The sequence below is a fragment of the Pseudoalteromonas sp. SG45-2 genome (assembly GCF_014164115.1).
GTDB lineage: Bacteria > Pseudomonadota > Gammaproteobacteria > Enterobacterales > Alteromonadaceae > Pseudoalteromonas > Pseudoalteromonas distincta.
The window spans coordinates 58641-78775 of record NZ_JACJEO010000007.1 but is presented as its reverse complement, the minus strand read 5'-3'; the positions used below and the strand labels follow the sequence as shown (position 1 = coordinate 78775).

Genomic DNA, 20135 nt, shown 5'->3' with positions numbered 1-20135 from the left:
TTGTGCCTATTATTTAGGTAAAGCTAAGGTATTTATAAAACCTCATTAGTTAGAGGCCTACCTTCACTTACTTCAAGCGCGTTAAATACGGTTGTGTTTGCTATTTCGGTAAGTGCTTCTTGCGTAAAAAATCCCTGATGCCCCGTTACTAATACGTTTTTAAAGCTCACTAAGCGCGAGAATATATCGTCTTGGTTTATTTCGTCGCTGTGGTTTTTAAAAAAAAGCTCCGATTCTTGCTCGTAAACGTCGAGTCCCAGGTAACCTAGCTTTTTAGTTTTAAGCGCGCTAATACACGCGTTACTATCAAGCAATGCACCGCGAGAAGTGTTAATGAGCATAACGCCGGTTTTCATTTTACTAAATGCCTCATCATTTATTAAATGATGAGTTTGCTCGTTCAGTGGGCAATGTAAAGAAATCACATCGCTTTGGCTAAGTAATGTGTCTATATCGGTAATTGTATAATTGCCAGGTTGTGCGTATGGGTCGCACACTAATACTTTAGCGCCAAAGCCATTTAAAATGTTGCACAGCGCAAGGCCAATTTTACCGCAACCTACAATACCCACGGTTTTATTGTGCAAGTTAAAGCCTAGTAATCCGTTTAAATCAAAGTTGTCTTCGCGTACGCGGTTATACGCTTTATGGGTTTTACGGCTAAGTGTTAGCATAAGTGCAATACAATGCTCGGCTACGGCCTCAGGGCTGTAAGCCGGTACGCGTAATACTTTAATTTCATGTGCTTTTGCAGCAGGTAAATCAACATTATTAAATCCTGCACAACGCAGCAAAATAGTATTTATGCCTTGGCTTGCCAGTTGTTCAATAACCGTGGCGTTTACGGTGTCGTTTACAAATACGCATATGGCATCAAACCCGTTTGCTAAAATAGCCGTTTGTTCGCTCAGGGATTGCTCAAAATACGTTATTTTTATATCACGATTATCGCGTGTACTTTGTTCAAAAAAAGGCAGTTCGTACTTTTGAGTACTAAAAAAAGCAATATTCATGGTAATAGCCTCGACGCTTAATAAGTATCAATACAATAAACTACTTTATAAACCTATGCTTTAGTAACACGCATCTTATTGATTTAAATTAAGCCTTAGCTGGCGTAAACAAAGATATTTTTGATGCTACCTTTTTACCACCTCTTGCAGCGCTTAACTTTGCGGCTTGCAGTAAGTTACTTTCTATTACTTGTTTAAGTGTTTCGGGCTTAGTACGCGGTGCATAGCGAGCAACAAGTTGCCCTTGTGAGTTAATTAAAAACTTAGTGAAATTCCACTTAATTGCACGATTTTGCGAAATACCCCGCGTATGCGACTTTAAATAATTAAACAACGGATGTGTTTCTGGCCCGTTTACCATTACCTTACCAAATACCTCAAACGAGATATTAAATTGATCTTGGTAAAAGTCTTTTATGGCTAAATTATCAAGCGGCTCATTTTGGCCAAACTGGTTACACGGAAACGCTAGTACAGTAAAACCATTGCTTTTGTATTGCTGGTAGAGCTTTTCGAGTGCGTTTAATTGCACCGAAAAATTACACTTACTCGCTGTATTAACAATAAGGACGGTTTTGCCCTGTAACTGGCTAAGAGGAAAATTTTCGCTGTTATAAAGTGGTGCATTAAATTGATAAATACTGTCCATAGGTTACCTACTTACCTTTCCCGTTAAGGAAATTTTATAAAGACTTTCATTCGCTTTTTTATCGACCGGTTGACATAATCGAGGTCTAGTTTCTAAGTTATCAGTTAAATAGGTCATTTTTATGTCAATGAAAGTCGCATTTATAGGTTTAGGCGTAATGGGTTACCCAATGGCGGGGCATTTAGCAAAAGCAGGGCACAGCATATGCGTTTATAACCGCACACAAGCTAAAGCACAAACGTGGACTGCAGAACATTCAGGAAGCTTTGCACTAACCCCGCGCGAAGCTGCCAGCAATGCCGATATTGTATTTATGTGTGTTGGTAACGATGACGATTTACGCTCAGTAGTGTATGGCGACGACGGCGTGTTAGCGGGCATGTTACCGCACACTATTTTGGTTGATCACACCACAACCTCTGCCGAAGTAGCACGCGAAGTGGCTGCAAAAGCGGCTCTGCAAAATATCGACTTTATAGATGCGCCTGTATCGGGCGGACAAGCTGGCGCCGAAAACGGCGTATTAACGGTTATGGCGGGTGGCAGCGAAGCCGTATTTGCTAAAGTGCAGCCAGTTATGGCGGCGTTTAGTCGTTTTAGCCAATTACTAGGCGGCGTTGGCTCGGGACAACTTTGTAAAATGGTTAATCAAATTTGTATTGCTGGTGTAGTGCAAGGTTTAGCCGAAGGCTTACATTTTGCCAAGCAAGCTGGGCTTGATGGTGAAAAAGTTATAGAGACCATTTCTAAAGGTGCAGCCGGTTCGTGGCAAATGGAAAACCGCTACAAAACAATGTGGGCGGGTGAATATGAGTTTGGTTTTGCCGTAGATTGGATGCGTAAAGATTTAGGCATTGCACTCGATGAAGCTAAAAACAATGGCGCTACTTTACCAATGACTGCAACGGTCGATCAATACTACGCCGATGTACAAGCGCTCGGTGGTGGCAGATACGACACCTCAAGCTTACTAGCACGCATTGAAGCACTGCATAAAAAGTAACGCTGTAGACGCGAAGCCCGTAAAGTAATTTATTCACAAAGAGGTTATGAGGCGCTGCGCTTTTAGAGGCAGTGATAGATAAAAAAGATTATTGTTGGTTTTATGTTTGCTCATTTACTCCTCATTCGCTTCTCTTTGTGAAATAGATTTTGCTTTGTTTTAAGTGGTACAGATATTAATAAACAAAAACGCGACGCTTTATTGCTAAAGCGTCGCGTTTTTAATGCGTTATACAAACAAAATTACATGCTTTGAGCGTAGTTATATAGCGCCTTTAAAATAGTAAGATTTTTTTCGCTGTCGTCATGTTCATGCGCTAGGTTTTCAAGGGTGATCATAAAATCTTGCGCATTAATCGACGGTTGATCTTCTCCGTGCATTAACTTGTTTTGGCAATACTGGCGCCATTGGTCAAGCTCTTGCTGGTTTAGCGTTTCAGGCCAGTTACGGGCGCGGTATCTAAACAACAACGTATTAAACTTTTTATCTTCAAAGTCTAACTTCAACCCAGCTAACTCATCTGGTTTTGCATCACGAATAATCGCAAATTTAGCTTTATCAGCATGGCTTGTAAAAGCATCGTAAAGTAAGTAGTCAACGTTAGTGGTTGCGCTGTAATCGACTTGCTCGTTAAACACTTCGGTTACTTTATCGCGAAGGTCGGTATTGGCTTTTAAAATAGCTAAGTTAGCTAAGCACTGCTCGCGGTCAATCCCAAGGCGAGCGGCATTTTCAGGCAATAATGTTTTAGCTGGGGCTAAAATAGGGCACTTGTTTAAATGCACCAGTTTTAAGCCAACAGGTAATTCACCCTCGGCTAAATCTACACGTTTGGTGTATAAACGTTTGCGTAATTCTTCTACGTTTAAATCAATGAGTACTTGCGGGCTTTGGGTTAAATCAAAACAAATAACCGCGTTTTTATTTACCGGATGAAAGCTCATTGGTGCAACCCAGCTAGTACAGCCTTGCGTTGCTGGTATGCGCGACGTGGTATGCACCAGCGGCGTCATATTAAAAACATCAACCAACTCAGCGAGTGCTTTTTTGCCACGCAGTCCAAAAAAGAAGTTATACAGCTTTGGCTGTTTTTCTTTTATTAGTTTAGCCAATGCAATAGTAGCGGTTACATCGCTTAGTGCATCGTGCGCTGCGGCGTGTTCAATACCATTAGCTACGGTTAAATGCTCTAGCTTAAAGCTTGGGCTGCCATCTTCTTTTAACGGCCATTCAATGCCTTCAGGGCGCAGCGCGTAACAAGCACGTACTAAATCAATAATATCCCATCGGCTATTGTTATTTTTGTATTCACGCTCGTATGGGTCGTAAAAGTTACGGTAAAAGCTATAACGGCTTACTTCGTCATCAAACCGAATGCTGTTGTAACCGGCAACACAGGTGTTTGGCACACTAAACTCAGCATGAATTTTTACTATAAACTCAGCCTCAACTAAGCCTTTTTTCATCGCTACTTGTGGCGTAATACCTGTAATTAAACACGCCTCAGGGTGAGGCAAGTAATCCGCTTGCGGCTTACAATATTCAATAAGCGGCTCGCCAATTATATTTAAATCAAGATCGGTACGAATACCCGCAAATTGGCTCGGCTTATCTTTTTGAGGGCTTGCCCCCCAAGTCTCGTAGTCGTGCCAATAGATTGTTGCTTGATTTTGCTCTTGATATGCCATGCTGAAAACCCTGAGTAGTTAACTTAAAAGCGCCTAAATACGCGCCAAGTTACTAAAATAATGAATTATTTAGATTATGGCATATGGGCGAGGGAGTTTATAGGTTTGGGTGAGAAATGATGTGTTATTGGAGTTAGTTAGAATAAAACTAAAATGTACCGATATGGCTGAGGTAGTCTTTAGCCACTTATATTTTTATAGTTAAAAATTGAATATAGCTTTTGTTATTAATAACTCTTGAGATATTACAGTCAGTTCATTATTATATTTTTAAATAGTCAACTGAGTAAATAATTAAATGGATAAAGTTATTGCAAAACACTTGAATCGTATTATTTCAGGTATAAAAGTTGGCCAAATATCAGACTGCGAAGCTGTAATTGGTACTTCTGTCGGCCTTAAAAGAACAGAAAATCAAGATCGTGTAGTGATATCTAAGGTTCATGGGGATAAAAATTTAATTTATTGTTTTATTCTATGTGATGGTATGGGAGGTATGGTTGAAGGAGGAACAGCTGCAAGTTATACCGTAGCAAATATTTTATCAAAGTTAAGTGAAATTGATGTTGAAAATGAAAATTTCACAGATTTAATAAAAAAAATAATAATAGAAACAAACACAGGACTTTCAAAGCAAACCGGTGGGAAAAGTGGCACTACTCTTACGATGCTTTTAGTGAAGAAGTCAGGAGCCTACTTGGTTAGTATTGGTGATAGCAGAGCATATACTTTCGCTCTAGATAAACCACATTTACTTACTGAAGACGACAACATCATTAATGAGTTAAAAGAAATTTCAAACATTAAAGTTAATGAATCTTTAGTTAAGAAAAATGGTTTAACTCAATTTATCGGTATGGAAGACGACCCCGAATTTGAAGTGGATATACTTTCAAATAAAGAGGAATACCTTCTATCATCAGATGGTTTTCATTTAATTGGTGATAATAACCTATCTTTGTTTAAAAAGTATGCAAATACACCAGTGGAATATATACAAAGGTGTATTCATTATTCTAATTGGATAGGTGGTGTGGATAACTCATCTGCAATTTATATCGAGCCAAAGAAATTACCTTTTACAAGCCATGAAAAAGGGCTCATAGAGTTATGGGACCCTTCAGGTTATTTTAGATTTAAAGCTTTAAAAGTTGAAACTGAGGAAAAGCCTATACCTGTGAAAAGATATATTAAAAACGATGTTAGCAAAAAATTGTTAAAAGAAAATAAGTCAGTTAGTGAGTCAGATAATGAAGGTTTAGAAATCTCAACGGAAGCTTCTCCTACCGTAGGCGGCTCAAAGAGTAAAAGTTAAAATTTGAAAGGAATCAATGAATGTTACCTAGTAGATATAGCTATAAAAAACATATAGGGCAAGGCGGATTTGGCTCAGTCGATGAGTATTTTGATGAATCTTTAGAAAGAAAAGTCGCTATTAAACAAATAGATAAATCTAGTATAAATGAAATGCCTGAGTTTTCATTTATAAAAAAAATACAATCTAAACATGTTGTTGGAATTTATGATGTAATTGAGAATAGTACAAAAATGTTAATCGTCCAAGAGTTGCTTAGTGGTATTGATTTAAACCATAAAGTGAGTAAGTGCTCTATTTTGGAGTTAACAGAACTAGCATATCAAATCTTAACCGGTATAACAGATATTCATAATAGTGGAGTATGTCATAGAGATATTAAGTTAGATAATATGCGTTTCGATTCTGAAGGTGTACTCAAAATATTTGATTTTGGTATTTCACGTTCAGGCGCCGAACATTTGACAAATAATGCATACGGTTCCATTGATTTTGCAAGCCCAGAACTATTTACCCAAGATTCTTACGGAAATAGTGCAATTTCATTTGCCTCTGATATTTATAGTTTTGGAGCTTGTTTTTCTCTACTTATTACAGGCCAACGTCAAAATTATAATCCCTATCGCCCAAATTGCCTAAATGCGGGTTTCCATTTATTTAATTTGGATTACCATCCTATATTAATTCAAGCTCTTAATAATTCACTTGCTACTGATCCTAGTAAAAGACCATCTGCTTTAGAGTTAAAAACATTATTTCATAATGAATTAGTAAAAGATAAACACTCAGGCTTGATCGCTTTTGAAAATCAAACATATCCCCTTAATAAAGATAATAGAATAGTTAATTTAAAAATTAATAAATGTCAGGCTACAATATATTACGATGGATTTAGTTTTAAAATGAATAATGTTGCAGGTAATATATATTGTAACAATATTAAGATTTATGAAGGTATGATCCTTCCTCAAGCTTGCGTTTTTACAATGCCGTTGAATACCTATATTTCATTTTCTTCATCTCACCCTGAGGTAGTTTTATGATTAAAATCCATGATAGTAGTTTACTAATCGCAGATAGATACTTTATCGAGAAGTTTTACGCTGAAGGTGGGATGCAAGAAGTATATTTAGCAACTGATAGGCATCTGGATAGACCAGTTGCTTTGAAAACTCCAAAAACTTCAAGTGCTTCTAAACGATTTCAATCTAGTTCTATTTGTAGTGCAAAAATAATACATCCGAATGTAGCAAGAACATTAGATTATTTTGTTTCAGATGGAAGAGAGTATTTAGTTGAGGAATTTATCGAGGGTGATGACCTACAAAAAATATTTAATACCTTTTTTGATTATTTAGATCCTTCTTTAGTTGCGCATATCGGCCATTTATTGGTTAGAGGCTTACTTGCATCACATAGAGCAAATATTGTACATAGAGATTTAAAGCCTAGTAATATAATGATATGTGGCGGTATTAGTGTAAGAGATTTAAAAATAACAGACTTTGGGATAGCAAAATTATTAGACGATGAACTGAAATTATTTAGCGAAGATGATGTTGAAAGTTCAGTAGCTGGTTCAAGAACATTAGTAGGAGCTGTTCCCTATATGGCTCCTGAAATTGTTTTAGATACTGGAAGAGCAAGTAAAAGTTCTGATATTTGGTCATTTGGTGCAATCTTATATCAATTACTTAGTGGGACGGCTCCTTTCGGAACTAAGTTTACTAAAATAATCTTAAATTATCATTTAAAGAAACCGATAGAGCCGATAAATATTTTACATTCAGCTCAGCATTTATCGCCATTAGCATCTGAATTATTTCAAATAATTATTGAGTGCTTGGACTATGATGAAAATGCAAGACCAACAGCTGAAGAATTGTTGAAAAGATTCAGTGGATTGTGCTATTCAAATTCAGTAAGAAAGATAGGGGTAGTAAAGTATAGAGATAAAGGTTTTGGCTTTATGAGTACAAATGATAGTGATGATGACATCTTTTTCCACTCAAATGATACTTACGGTGAAGCTTTGAAAATAGGTGATAATGTTTCATTTTCTGCATATGATGGAGTCCCTAAACCAAGAGCTTTTCCCACAGTTAAACTTCGATCTTAGGTTTTAAATTATTATTCTTTAACAATGATGGTGCTATTTTTTATAGGCACCATTTTTACTAATACCCACATGTTAGGAAAATGCCTTTCCTCGAGGTGAAATAGTAATAACAAATAAGAGCTATCACTACCCGCAAAAAGATGAGCCAGAAATGGTTGTAGCCCAAGTAGTTAAGTTGCTTGAACGCACTAAATAAGGTGTGGGTTTGGTTGCTGATTGTATAAATACCAATTGCCGTAAATTAGTAATTTGGCATTAGACTAAAGTCTATAAGTTAATTTTCTTCACTTATTAGGTTTGTTTTAATCGTTTGTCGGTTTTGTGTTAATTCTCTAAAGTTCAGTTGTCGGCAACAAGTACGACTTAACCAACAGGACTACGACCATGAAACTTACTCTTATCAAAACTATCGCTCTTAGCTCACTACTTACATGTTCAGCTGCTGCAATGGCTGATCAAAGTGATTACAAATTAATGGTTATTGAAACTGCAACAGCGCCACAGCCACTTGAGCAATCATTTAATAGCTGCGCACTGAATGTTAAGTCAAAAAATTACGCTGAAGCTGAAGCAATTTGTACTAAAGCAATCGCACTTTTAAAAGACGCAGATGGCCCTAAATTTAAAGTACGCCAACTTACATCGTTTGCATTAAGCAACCGTGGTGTTGCACGTTTAAAAGCGAATAACGACACTGCTGGCCTTGCTGATTTATACGAAGCAAACCAAATGTCTACAAGTACAATGGTATCGCACAACTTAACTCGCGCTAAAGAAGACTTATCTTTGATAAGCGCTTTATAAAATACTTATAAAAGTATGATATAAAATAGCGAGAGTAAAAAAGCCCATGTTAGGTTAATTCCTAACATGGGCTTTTTTGTTTTATTTTAAGCGTGAGTTAATACTTTAAATACGTTAATTGAGTAGGGTGTGTATTTATAATTAATATTTTGGGTATGCTTGTTTAGGCTACACGAATATAATGCGAGATAACCGTATAAAAAATAATAACCCTTCTGCTTTGCTTATTTTGAGCAAGGCATCATTAAATAAATATTGAGATTTAAACCATGGCACCAGGAACCAGCCTAAGCGTACTTGAAATAAGTGCGATATTTTTATCAATTACCGCGTTACTCACCTATGTAAACCATCGCTTTATTGGCTTGCCAACAACCATTGGCGTTATGGTTATTTCGATGCTTTTATCTATCGGCGCTATATTTTTGGGCTTTTTAGGGTTTGATGATCTTATAGATTACGAAGTGAGCTTGCTCGATCAGTTAGATTTTACTGAAGTTTTGCTCGATGGCATGCTCTCAATGCTGCTTTTTGCAGGGGCGCTGCACGTAAATGTTAGCGACTTAAGGCGCTATAAATTGCCAATAGGTATTTTGGCCTGTGTTGGTACGTTGCTATCAACGGTTATTATTGCTGGTGCGCTTTATTTAGTACTTCCTTTGCTTGGTTTTGATTTAGCATTTATATGGTGTTTATTATTTGGCGCATTAATTTCGCCAACCGATCCGATTGCGGTAATGGGAATTTTACAATCTGCGGGTGCGCCTAAAAGTATTGAAACCGTGATTGCGGGTGAATCGTTGTTTAACGATGGTATTGGCGTGGTTATTTTTGTGCTTTTATTGGGTGTTTTATCAAGTGGTGATATTCCTACAACTTATTATGTAGCGCACACGCTGGCGGTTGAAGCTGGTGGCGGTATTGCTTTTGGTTTGGTATTAGGTGGTATTTTATATTACTTACTTAAAAGTATTGATAGTTACCAAGAAGAAGTACTCCTTACTTTAGCGGGCGTTATTGGTGGCTATGCACTTGCTAGCCATTGGCATTTGTCGGGCCCACTTGCAATGGTAATGATGGGGTTAATGGTGGGCAATCATGGTCGTAGTATGGCTATGAGCGACAAAACACGCCATTACGTTGATTTATTTTGGGAACTGATTGACGAAATTTTAAATGCCATTTTATTTGTACTCATAGGACTTGAAGTCGTCATGATTGCATTTTCGAGTAATTTGTTTATTGCTGGTGGCTTAACAATTTTAATCGCGTTACTCGCACGTTTAGTTGTTGTGGGTATAACAACCACTACATTTAATAAGCAATTAGAGTTGCCATCTGGTGCGTGGAAAGTTTTAACCTGGGGTGGCTTGCGTGGTGGTATTTCGGTTGCACTGGTATTGCAACTACCTGATGGGAACGAGCGCGATATTTTATTGGCTCTTACTTATGCGGTTGTGGTGTTTTCTATTTTAATTCAGGGTTTGAGTATTGGCAAAGTAGCCAAAACTATCCGTTAAATATAATTTTTTAAAAAGCGTGTGAAATAGCTGTATTTCACACGCTTTTTATTTTTCTTATAAGAAAAGGGTAATTAAAACGTAAAGCTGAGCTGCACACCGCTGTAAATATGTTCTTGTGCTTCCCAGTAGTCGCCATCTATTTGGCGCGCACGGGTAAATACTTCTATTTTAAATGGCTTAAAGTGATAACCCGCACCTATACCTGCGTAGCCATCTATGTCGTTGTTCGATTTTTCTATTTGGTAGGTGTTATCGCCTCTATCGTTTTTAAAGGCGAGTTCGAACAGATCTAAGCCAAGCTCGGCGTATATAAAAAAGTCATTAAAATAACCAAGCTTCATGCCATTGTCCCACGTTATAAATTCTTCTTGCTCGCCTTGTTTATTATCGATTACTGCCGCGCCAATTGCGCTGGTAAAAACAACACCAAAGTTACTGTAATTTTGTTTGACCATCATTTCTACACCCGCAGATGTAATGCTGCTATCGCCATTAAATTCTGATTTTATAAACATACCGGTGTTAGGCATGTCATTACCTAGCAAAAGCCTTGCGTTAACATTTTGGCTAAATGATAAAAGCGTGCTTAATAAAACAAAAAGAGAAAGTATGTGTTTCAAAAAAGTTAACCCATTAATGATGAAAAGTTACCAGAGCTGTAATTATAAATACATGACTTAGTATTGCATGTAATTAAATGTATAAATTTGTTTGATAGTTACTCAGCTATGCCAAAGTAAGGTGTTTAAAATAAAACCAACTAAAAAAAAGCATAAATAATTATATACATTTTAAAACGTAAAGTAGCGATTTTAGGCACGACTGTTGGTGCGTAAGTTGTTTAAATATATAGAAAAAGTTTAAACGTATTAGACTAAGGTCTATAGGTTAATTTTCTTCACTTATTAGGTTTGTTTTAATCGTTTGTCGGAGTTGTGTTAATTCTCTAAAGTTCAGTTGTCGGCAACAAGTACGACTTAACTTACAGGAAATTAATCATGAAATTTACACTTATCAAAACTATCGCTCTTAGCTCACTATTAACATGTTCAGCTGCTGCAATGGCTGATCAAAGTGATTACAAATTAATGGTTATTGAAACTGCAACAGCGCCACAGCCACTTGAGCAATCATTTAATAGCTGCGCACTAAATGTTAAGTCAAAAAATTACGCTGAGGCTGAAGCAATTTGTACTAAAGCAATCGCACTTTTAAAAGACGCAGATGGCCCTAAATTTAAAGTACGCCAACTTACGTCATTCGCATTAAGCAACCGTGGTGTTGCACGCTTAAAAGCGCATAACGATACAGCTGCACTTGCTGATTTATACGAAGCATCAAAATTGTCTAACAGCTCAATGGTATCGCACAACTTATCTCGCGCTAAAGAAGAATTATCTCTATAAGGTCTTTTTATAAAGTGCTTACTAAAGCATAATATAAAATAGCGAGAGTAAAAAAGCCGATATTGGGTTAAACCCCAACATCGGCTTTTTTGTGTTTATTAACTTTGTATTGTGTTATACCAATTCGCAATAATACATAATCATTTTGCGGGGCTAAACGTGTCGCTACCTGCGTTAAAAAATTCTCATTTAGAACAACCAAATAGCGAATTTTTTGCCTAGCTATCAACACGTTTTTCCATCCTCAAAATAGATCACTTAATTAAGCGAATTGGTATTATTAAAAAATAAAAAAATGTATTTTGCTATTTATTGTTTAGTGATTTTCATGGTTTTTAACTAATTGTAATTACTAAGTATTTTTACAAGTGTTAGACTAAAGTCTATAGGTTAGATTTATTCACTTATTAGGTTTGTTTTTATCGTTTGTGGTAATTGAGCTAACACTCTAAAGTTTAGTTGTCGGCAACAAGTACGACTTAATTAATTAGGAATATAATCATGAAATTTACACTTTTAAAAACCATCGCTCTTGGCTCATTATTAACTTGCTCAGCTGCTGCAATGGCTAATCAAGGTGATTATAAATTAATGGTTATTGAAGACTCTGTAACTGCAGCACCCGCATTTGAAAAATCATTTAATAGCTGTGCTTTAAATGTTGAAGCAAGAAACTACGAAGAAGCAGAAGCTATTTGTACACAAGCTATTGCATTGCTTAAGCAAAGCCATGGTCCGCGTTTAAAAGTACGTGAACTTACATCGTTTGCATTAAGTAACCGTGGTGTAGCACGTATTAAGGCTCAAAAAGACACTGCTGGTATTTCTGATTTATATGAAGCGGTTCAAATTTCTAAAAACTCACTTGTAACACATAACTTAACTCGCGCTAAGAAAGAGTTATCTTTATAAGAATGCTTGTATAAAGCGCTTATAATTTAGCGAGAGTATAAAAGCCCATATTAGGTAGCACCTAATATGGGCTTTTTTGTATGTTTGAATAACCGTAGTTACCTATAAACACACTTCTTTTAATAAAACAGTTTTACTGAATAATAGTGTTTTTAAAGGTGATTTTTAGAGCCTTACGTTACTAATTTATATTGGTAAGTACTTGTTACCTAAAACATAGATCTATAAATATAGAAACATAGGTAAAAATATAGTTTTTTAGCATGATTTAACTGTGCAGTAAAACGGGATTGTTTTATTTAAACTGTTGTTTTTAAATGATAATAAAACCTAATGTCTTTGACTTTAGTCTGTTTTTATTTAAAAATCGAAGTAATATATATTTTATAGCATTGACGCCACGTGGATGCTAATCACTGTTTTGTGATGAATAGCTAGATATGACTTTTGTTTTATTTTTAGTCCCACCTCAATATTACTAAAAATTAAACAGGGAATAGAGTAGTTATTAACTTGCGCAATAAAAATAAAAAGCGCAAATAAAGGGATTTAAAAATGCAATTTAAACTAAAAAAAATAGCTGCCTTGTTATTCGGGGTGGGTATTAGCCTTTCTGTATTTGCCGAAGATATAGAGCTATACGTAAACCATAATGTTGAAACCGACGAAAAACCACGTGTAATCATTGTTTTTGATACATCTGGAAGTATGAAAAACTTTTTACCCAACGGTATTAGAAAAGTAGATGCCGGCATCAGTGCAATGAGTCAGTTGGTTACTGATAATAGCTCTATCGATTTTGGTTTGATGCGTTTTAAAAATGATAATGGCGGCTATATTATGGCAGGTCTTGGATCTCCCCATTCTACAATTTTAAGCCAAATTCACAGTTTACCAGCGGCTGGTAGTACCCCAGTTACAGAAACCCTATGGGAAGCCTACTTGTATCTAACAGGTCAGAAAGTGTACTACGGACAAAACTCAAATGAGCGGGATTTTTCTGCTGAAACTGGTTCGCTATATTACGACAATAACTCTCGATACATATCACCATTTACCCAAGCAGTTGGTGCCGATGTACGTTGTGATAATTCAATCAATTTAATTTTGATGACTGACGGTGATCCTCAAAGTGATACTAACCGAAACGATGATATCAAATCATTATACAAATCTACTTTTGGCTCAAATCCTTCTAAAACAAGTAATAGTTATCTAGCCGCTTTAGCTCAGATAATACATGGTACAAGAGATGTTGAAGTTGACTTGTACGATACTACGCCAGAGGTTGCTGATACCGGACGCGTTTTTACTATCGGTTTTGGTAGTGGCATGAGTACAAATGGTAAAAAGTTATTAGAAAAAACCGCTTTATTGGGCGGCGGCGAGTACTTACATGCAGATACATCAACTGAACTTTCTGAAGCGCTTAATAATACAATATCGAAAATACGCGAAGTTAACGATAGTTTTTCATCACCTACGGTAGCAAGTAATAATGTTGACCAAACACGTAGCCGAGAGTCAATTTACTTTGCGATGTTTTACCCAGAAACAGGCGCACGTTGGAGCGGGAATTTAAAAAAGCTAAAAGTGTCAGGTGCAAATATAGTCGATTCAACTGATCAAATAGCCCTTGATGAAAATGGGTTAATTGATGAGAAGGCGCGAACATTTTGGCTGCCAACTAATAAGCCTGCAGATGGGAATTTAGTAGCCCAGGGTGGCGTAAATTTACTTTTATCAACTTTAGACCCTGATAGCCGTAAAATCTACATAGATAAAACGGGCAGTATTATTGATTTTACTTTTGATAAAGTACAAACCATTTTAAATTTAGCGACAGGTACAGTTACCGATCTTGCCCCTGATTTGATTCCTAATATCGGGCTAACTTTACAGGAGAGTGATATTAGCTGGGCACGAGGGGTTGATGTTGACAATGAAGATGGTGATAACTCATCAGTAGATCAGCGAATCAATATTTTTGGCGACCCTTTGCATTCAAAGCCGGTATCTATAGATTACGGCGATGGAAGTATTCACATACTTGTTGGTACTAATGCCGGCTTTTTACATATGTTTGAAGACAAAGGCGATACTGTTGAAGAAAAGTGGGCTTTTACACCTGCAGCCTTATTAAAAAACATTCCTGCTTTGCGTAGTAATCTTGCAAATACAAAAGTGTATGGCATGGATGGGCCTATAAGTGTGTTCTTTAATAATAAAGGCTCAAATAGCGAAGGGTTAAACGATGGTGTTATTAGAGCAAGTGATGGTGATGAAGTGTGGGCATTTGCAGGTATGCGCAGAGGCGGTAAAAATTACTACGCGCTTGATATAAGTGATCCTAACGAACCTAAAAAATTATGGAATAAGCCTATTGTTGGTGGCTCAGAAGAATTTAAATATTTAGCGCAAACATGGTCTAAGCCTCAAATTGCATACATTAAAGCCTTTGGTGAGGATCCATTGCTAATATTTGGCGCAGGCTACGATACAAACAAAGATAATGCGATTAGAACAACAGATGAAACCGGACTAGGTATCTACATTGTTAATGCTAAAACTGGCGAAAAGGTATGGGCGCTGACTCCAGATGAACATGGTTTTACCGGAGAGCACAGTATTGCAGCGGATGTAACTACGCTTGACTCAGATTACGACGGGTATATCGACCGAATTTATGCAACCGATACAGGTGGTAATATTTGGCGAGTAGATATTCCTAGTGAAGATGAAGGTGATATTACCCATTTTAAACTTGCGGAGCTTGGCAGTACATTAGCGTCGCAAGACAGACGTTTTTTTTACAAACCATTAGTTGCTAGAACGCTGTTTAGTAAAGTTACTAAAACCAATTATGGTGGTGAAATGATCACCACCCGTTTAGATACCCCGTACGACGCAATAGTTATAGGTAGCGGAAATCGTTCAAACCCACTTGCTACTAATGAGCAAGATCAGTTGTATATGATCCGTGATGAAAACACCCTAACAAAAATTTTTACTGAATTTCCAGCCCCAATAGTGCCAGATGATTTAATGAAAATGAATGAAGACCCATTTGGTAACGCACTTGATGACGTTGATAAATTTGTTAACCTTGAAGTTAAGTTAGCCGAATTTAAAGGATGGCGATATGAATTAGGGACGGGCGAAAAGTCCCTTGCTGCAGCAACGGTCGTTGGTGGGGTTGCTTACTTTACTTCCTTTACGCCTGCATCTTCATCATCAACACAAAACCAATGTTCGTTAACGGGTGGCGGTGGTTCGCTTTATGCCTTTCATTTGCATTATGGAACGAAGGTTTATGACGATGTGAAATTTGCAACAAGTAATGATGTACCAGATACACCGAAACTATTTTTTGGGGAAGGTCCGTCGTGTGCAGATAATGATGCGGATGGTAAGTGCGATTGGGATGATGCAACGGATGTAACGCAAGTTAGTCAGTTTTATTTAATAGGCCCTGGGGTTAAAGGTTCTGATAAGCCGATAAAAGCTATTGAAATACTTGGGCCAAATTTAAATGTTGAAGGTGGAAAAGTTAAGCTAGTAAATGGCGCTGAACCAATTGGTTTTGGCTTTAAAACCCAACAAACATATATTTATAAACGCGAAGAAAACGATACTCAGGCACTTTAAAAAACACAATGCAATAAACATAAGCCACCTTAGTTAGGTGGCTTTTCAATTTTAAGAGCAAATCAAAAATGCTAATGGTTTGCTTATATAATTGGTTTAGAGTTTTCGAAGGGCTCTAAACCAACCCATGTATAATACACATTCATTTACAAAATACTGCCTATCACTCAAGCCCTTTAGATTGGGTGCCTGTAGTCCATATTGGTTAATAATAGCTGGCATTTGTTATATTTAATTAACAAATGTAAGAGCTAAATATAACATGCTGTGTCACTATATAGGTACAGGGCATGTTAACTTGTTGCCATCCCCCCATAAAAATTCAATAAATTTCTGTTGTTTAAATTTATACCAACCTGCATAAATCTTTGAGTAATTTAACAAATTAAATTGCACTATAACGTCGTTAAAATTTTATTTAGAACAACTAGATACAAAAATTTTTGCCTCGTTCTAGCGTAATTTTTTAACGTTAACTAGATCCCATATATAAGCAGATTGGCATTACTTATTTTGTATTAAAGTAACTTATAACAATATGATTTTTAATAATAATTAAAGTGCAAAAAAGGAAGTCTTTGTATGTTTTTTAAAAAAAGTCAGTTAGCTATTTCATTAGCGTTTACGCTAGGCCTTGTTGGATGTGGTGGCGGTGATAAAGCGGCCGTTGTAGAGCCAGTTGTAGCTAAGCCAGATCCTATAAAAGTAGATCCCGTAGAAGTTAACACTATCTCTCTTACAGGAAAGGTTATTGATGGTTATGTATCTGGTGCAATAGTATGGCTGGATATTGATGGCGATGGTACTTTTGACGAGCAATCAGAACCTTCTGTAGTCTCTGAAGAATCGGGTAATTATAGTTTTAATTTTACAGAAGAGCAGGCGCTGTGTGTGCCGTATTCAACTATGTATGTTGATGTACCAGTTGGCGCAATTGACGAGGATTTAGGGGAGGTAACACAAGCGTATCAAATGTCATTTCCACCCTCAATTGAGATTTTGACTGATGAAGATATTCGAAATATATCACCTTTAACAACCGTTATTTGGGAGCAGTTGAGCCTTCAATTACAAAAAAGTGGTAACAATAATTTAAGTTGTGATGCACTTAAAGAAAATACTGAGTTACTTGCAAACCTTCAAAGCGAAATAACAAACGTAATGCAAAACTTGGTTGCGCATTATAATTTGTCGACAGAGCAAATTTACTCAGATTTTATCGCTACTAACGACAGCGACGCTTACGACAGAGCACAAGCAATTGTTAAGGGACTAAAAGCGGCCTATAAATTCAAGCAAGAGCTAGATGCTCAGTATCCTGATGCAGAAGAAGTAAGAGCAGTGATTTATCAAGACACAGCAAAAGATGCAGAGTATGGGTTTGAAAATGCATGGTACCGCGACAAAGTTATTTTTGCAGGCGCTGAACTTATTTATGAGCAAGTAAAGCTTCAAAATACAGACGAACTCGACAAAATTGACGTTATTTTGTCTCGATTGGATTCAATAGATACGCCTTGGGGCGAAGAATCGTTAAATGGAAAATTAACAGTTAGAGACGATGTTTACATTAACGCCGATCGTACTTACCGATGCTCTAGCATTGAGAACGTTAGTTTTGAGCAAAGCAATGTGCTTTATGGCGTTGCTAATACTAGCCCATCGGTTAACTTTCCTACAGCAGATGAATGCGTTAGTGCTAATTTAGATACACCGTTCGAGCGAGGTTTTAGCATTAGCTATACTGAGTCAGGATCGTTTTACCAAACTGACTTTGCCTTTAGAGAGGAAAATGCCGACTTTCAAACATTATCTGATTGGGTAAATGTTAAAGACAAAGCTGCTGACTTAGAAACTCAAGATTTAGTGACCGTACTCGCTGCTATGCCTTATAAGTTTGATGACGAAACATCTATTGATGCTAGCTTTTGGCGTAAATACAAAACCACAGACAACGTACGTATTATAAAAACAATTGAAGGGCAATGGTTTAGAGAGACTCGCCGAGAAGATGGAACAACGCTGTATGAATGCGGTGAAAACGGTGTTGATTGGGGGCCATGCGAATAATGTAAAAAGCACTTTAATGAATATTAGCTTAGTGCCAGTCAGTTAATAACTGACTGGCACTTTTTGTTTGAAAAAGCTTACTTTTATGTGCGCTTATAACTGTATACCTGATGAACTTTATTTTTAATCTGTTTTTTACTCGGGTTTACTGTAAAATTACTGGGTTAACATTTGTTAAGCAATGCTTACAATTGTTATTGCTCATTAAGTATTTAAACTAATTTAAGTAGAGCTTATGATTTTTTATATTATAGGGTTAAGTTTACTTGTTATTATTTTATGCGTTGCACTTTATGTAATTTACAGCAACGTACATAAAAGTCGGGTAAGAAAATCCAAGGAATACAACGTACTGTTTGATAAAGACACGATAGTTGATGAACTAATCACTCAACTAACAGAAAAAAATCAAACACAAGAAAACCAAGATAAAACAGCTAAAGGTAAAGAAGAAATCCTTGCAACATTTGTTGAGTTACATCGCTCTGGTAGCTTTTGCGCACATTTGAGTGAACAGGAAATTATTTACTTTGTTAAAAAGAAATTAAACATGGAGAGTAGTAAAAATGGATAGCGAAAAAGCAGTCCCAGCAGTAAAAAGTGACTCATTTATGAGTCGATTTGGTCGTCGTAATGTAATTATAGTGTCATCAATTGTTGTTGTATTGGTAGTGATAGCAACCCTTACATCGCAAGTTGTTTCGTGGAATGAAGCAGATGAGCGTTTAGTACATCAATCGGCTTTTACAGGTAACTTAACCGTAATAAATCAAGCCGGCCCTTACTTAAAAGCGTTTGGTAGTACATCTGCTTATAAAAAAGTAATTTCGATTAACTTTACGGGCGATGCCGGTGCAACAGCAAGCGCAATTGTACCGCTAATACCAATTCGATTTTTAGATACCACAACAGGTGGCGCACGAGGTGTCTCTCGTTTTAGATTACCAGGCAATGTACCAGCAGCAGAGTCGGGTGCTCTACGTGGTTTACTTAAAATACACGAAGAGTTTGGTTCACAAGAAACATTAATATCTAATTTATTAATGCGTGCAACCACCGAAAATGTAAAAGCGTCGGCGCGAATGATGTCGGTAGAGCAACATTACTCTGGTGGTAATGGTCAATTAAGCCAAGATTTTGCAGATCAATTAACCAACGGTATTTTTGTTACTGAGCAAATTATTAGTACAGGTGAGCGCGATAAATCTGACGACTTAGGTAATTTAAGTAAACAGCAACGTGTCACTATTAATATTAAAATGGATGATGAGGGTAATACACTGCGTAACGCACCCATTTTAGGCGCTTACGGTATTACAGTAGTTGATGCCAGCATTATTGATATTGACTACGAAAGCAAAGTAAATGCTCGCCTTGAAGCCCAAAAGCAGGCTGCTGCTGATGAAGCGCTAGCGCGTCAAAACCTTAAAAAAGCAGAGCAACAAGCGCGTACTGAAGTGGCTTTAGGTGAACAAGCAATTGCTAAGCAACGTGCTGAATCTGAAAAGCTAAAAATAAAAGAGCAAATTGATGCTGAACGAATTAAGGCAAATGCCATTATTTCTGCGCAGCAACGAGTGGCTGTAAAAGCGGAGCTTGCGAAAGAGCAAGAAGAGATTCTAAAGCAACAACGTTTAGAAGCATTAGGTATGGACGTTTTAGCTGAGGCTCGTTTAAGAGCTAAGTCTGCTGCACTTGATCCAAAGTATGTATTTGATGAAACACTAAAAGCAGAAGTTAAAATTCAAACCGCTTTATTTACAAGCTTAGGTAATAGCCGTTTAGTGCCTGAAATTGTAATAGGCGCAGGCCAAGGCGAGCAAAGTAATGGCTCTGAATTTATGCGTTTATTAGCCGCCGATGCTGCATTAAGTCTTAAAAAGCGTTTAGAAAAAGAGAAAAAATAAACGATTAGTTAAGTATTGCACAAACAATAAAACGTTGGCTGATTCGCATTGGCCAGCGTTTTTTATTGCGTAAATTTT

The 20135-nt window shown here is 36.9% G+C and carries 16 protein-coding genes and 1 pseudogene; 13 read left to right on the top strand and 4 right to left on the bottom strand.

Annotation, left to right across the window (positions count from 1 at the left end; translation table 11 throughout):
• Positions 1-32: 32 nt before the first annotated feature.
• Both H5116_RS06660 and H5116_RS06655 read right to left on the bottom strand, forming a co-directional pair.
• A complete protein-coding gene (locus H5116_RS06660; protein WP_182715793.1) occupies positions 33-1013 on the bottom strand; it encodes a 2-hydroxyacid dehydrogenase in 981 nt (326 codons plus the stop codon).
• A gap of 88 nt (positions 1014-1101) precedes the next feature.
• The gene (locus H5116_RS06655) at positions 1102-1662 is read right to left on the bottom strand and encodes a glutathione peroxidase (protein WP_024605886.1); all 561 of its coding nucleotides are present in this window, start codon (positions 1660-1662) and stop codon (positions 1102-1104) included.
• Between the two features lie 121 nt (positions 1663-1783).
• Between H5116_RS06655 and H5116_RS06650 the strand changes: the two genes are divergently transcribed.
• A complete protein-coding gene (locus tag H5116_RS06650) occupies positions 1784-2665 on the top strand; it encodes an NAD(P)-dependent oxidoreductase (RefSeq protein ID WP_182715792.1) in 882 nt (293 codons plus the stop codon).
• 242 nt (positions 2666-2907) lie between these two features.
• Here the strand turns inward: H5116_RS06650 and sbcB are convergent, their stop codons facing one another.
• Positions 2908-4353 carry an exodeoxyribonuclease I gene (gene sbcB / locus H5116_RS06645; protein ID WP_182715791.1) on the bottom strand — a complete coding sequence of 482 codons (1446 nt, stop codon included), beginning with the start codon at positions 4351-4353 and terminating at the stop codon, positions 2908-2910.
• Between the two features lie 298 nt (positions 4354-4651).
• Here sbcB and H5116_RS06640 point away from each other — a divergent pair, with 298 nt between their 5' ends.
• From H5116_RS06640 to H5116_RS06620, 6 genes and pseudogenes are all read left to right on the top strand, one after another.
• The gene (locus H5116_RS06640; protein ID WP_182715790.1) at positions 4652-5668 is read left to right on the top strand and encodes a PP2C family serine/threonine-protein phosphatase; all 1017 of its coding nucleotides are present in this window, start codon (positions 4652-4654) and stop codon (positions 5666-5668) included.
• 20 nt (positions 5669-5688) lie between these two features.
• Positions 5689-6711 carry a serine/threonine-protein kinase gene (locus H5116_RS06635; protein WP_182715789.1) on the top strand — a complete coding sequence of 341 codons (1023 nt, stop codon included), beginning with the start codon at positions 5689-5691 and terminating at the stop codon, positions 6709-6711.
• Positions 6708-7787, top strand: a complete 1080-nt coding sequence (locus H5116_RS06630; RefSeq protein WP_182715788.1) for a protein kinase domain-containing protein — start codon at positions 6708-6710, stop codon at positions 7785-7787. The genes H5116_RS06635 and H5116_RS06630 overlap by 4 nt, the downstream gene beginning before the upstream one ends.
• A gap of 79 nt (positions 7788-7866) precedes the next feature.
• Positions 7867-7983 (top strand): annotated as a pseudogene (locus H5116_RS20310) (alpha/beta hydrolase); the annotation flags it as partial.
• Between the two features lie 188 nt (positions 7984-8171).
• Positions 8172-8591: a hypothetical protein gene (locus tag H5116_RS06625; RefSeq protein ID WP_182715787.1), complete on the top strand. Its 420-nt coding sequence runs from the start codon at positions 8172-8174 to the stop codon at positions 8589-8591.
• Positions 8592-8860: 269 nt separating this feature from the next.
• Complete coding sequence (locus H5116_RS06620) at positions 8861-10111, top strand: sodium:proton antiporter (RefSeq protein WP_182715786.1); 1251 nt, start codon at positions 8861-8863, stop codon at positions 10109-10111.
• 74 nt (positions 10112-10185) lie between these two features.
• On the opposite strand, the gene H5116_RS06615 is transcribed toward H5116_RS06620, so the two are convergent.
• Entirely contained in the window at positions 10186-10644 is a 459-nt protein-coding gene (locus tag H5116_RS06615) for a hypothetical protein (protein WP_231616293.1), read from the bottom strand.
• A gap of 468 nt (positions 10645-11112) precedes the next feature.
• Here H5116_RS06615 and H5116_RS06610 point away from each other — a divergent pair, with 468 nt between their 5' ends.
• From H5116_RS06610 to H5116_RS06585, 6 genes are all read left to right on the top strand, one after another.
• Complete coding sequence (locus H5116_RS06610; protein ID WP_024609350.1) at positions 11113-11520, top strand: hypothetical protein; 408 nt, start codon at positions 11113-11115, stop codon at positions 11518-11520.
• 501 nt (positions 11521-12021) lie between these two features.
• On the top strand, positions 12022-12432 hold the full coding sequence (locus tag H5116_RS06605) for a hypothetical protein (protein ID WP_004336087.1): 411 nt from the start codon (positions 12022-12024) through the stop codon (positions 12430-12432).
• A 555-nt stretch (positions 12433-12987) separates the two neighbouring features.
• A complete protein-coding gene (locus H5116_RS06600; protein WP_182715785.1) occupies positions 12988-16080 on the top strand; it encodes a pilus assembly protein in 3093 nt (1030 codons plus the stop codon).
• A gap of 582 nt (positions 16081-16662) precedes the next feature.
• Complete coding sequence (locus H5116_RS06595; RefSeq protein ID WP_182715784.1) at positions 16663-18150, top strand: hypothetical protein; 1488 nt, start codon at positions 16663-16665, stop codon at positions 18148-18150.
• A gap of 235 nt (positions 18151-18385) precedes the next feature.
• Positions 18386-18724 carry a methanolan biosynthesis protein EpsI gene (locus H5116_RS06590; RefSeq protein WP_121955681.1) on the top strand — a complete coding sequence of 113 codons (339 nt, stop codon included), beginning with the start codon at positions 18386-18388 and terminating at the stop codon, positions 18722-18724.
• Positions 18717-20057 carry an SPFH domain-containing protein gene (locus H5116_RS06585; RefSeq protein WP_002961828.1) on the top strand — a complete coding sequence of 447 codons (1341 nt, stop codon included), beginning with the start codon at positions 18717-18719 and terminating at the stop codon, positions 20055-20057. Before H5116_RS06590 ends, H5116_RS06585 begins: the two co-directional genes overlap by 8 nt.
• Positions 20058-20135: the final 78 nt, after the last annotated feature.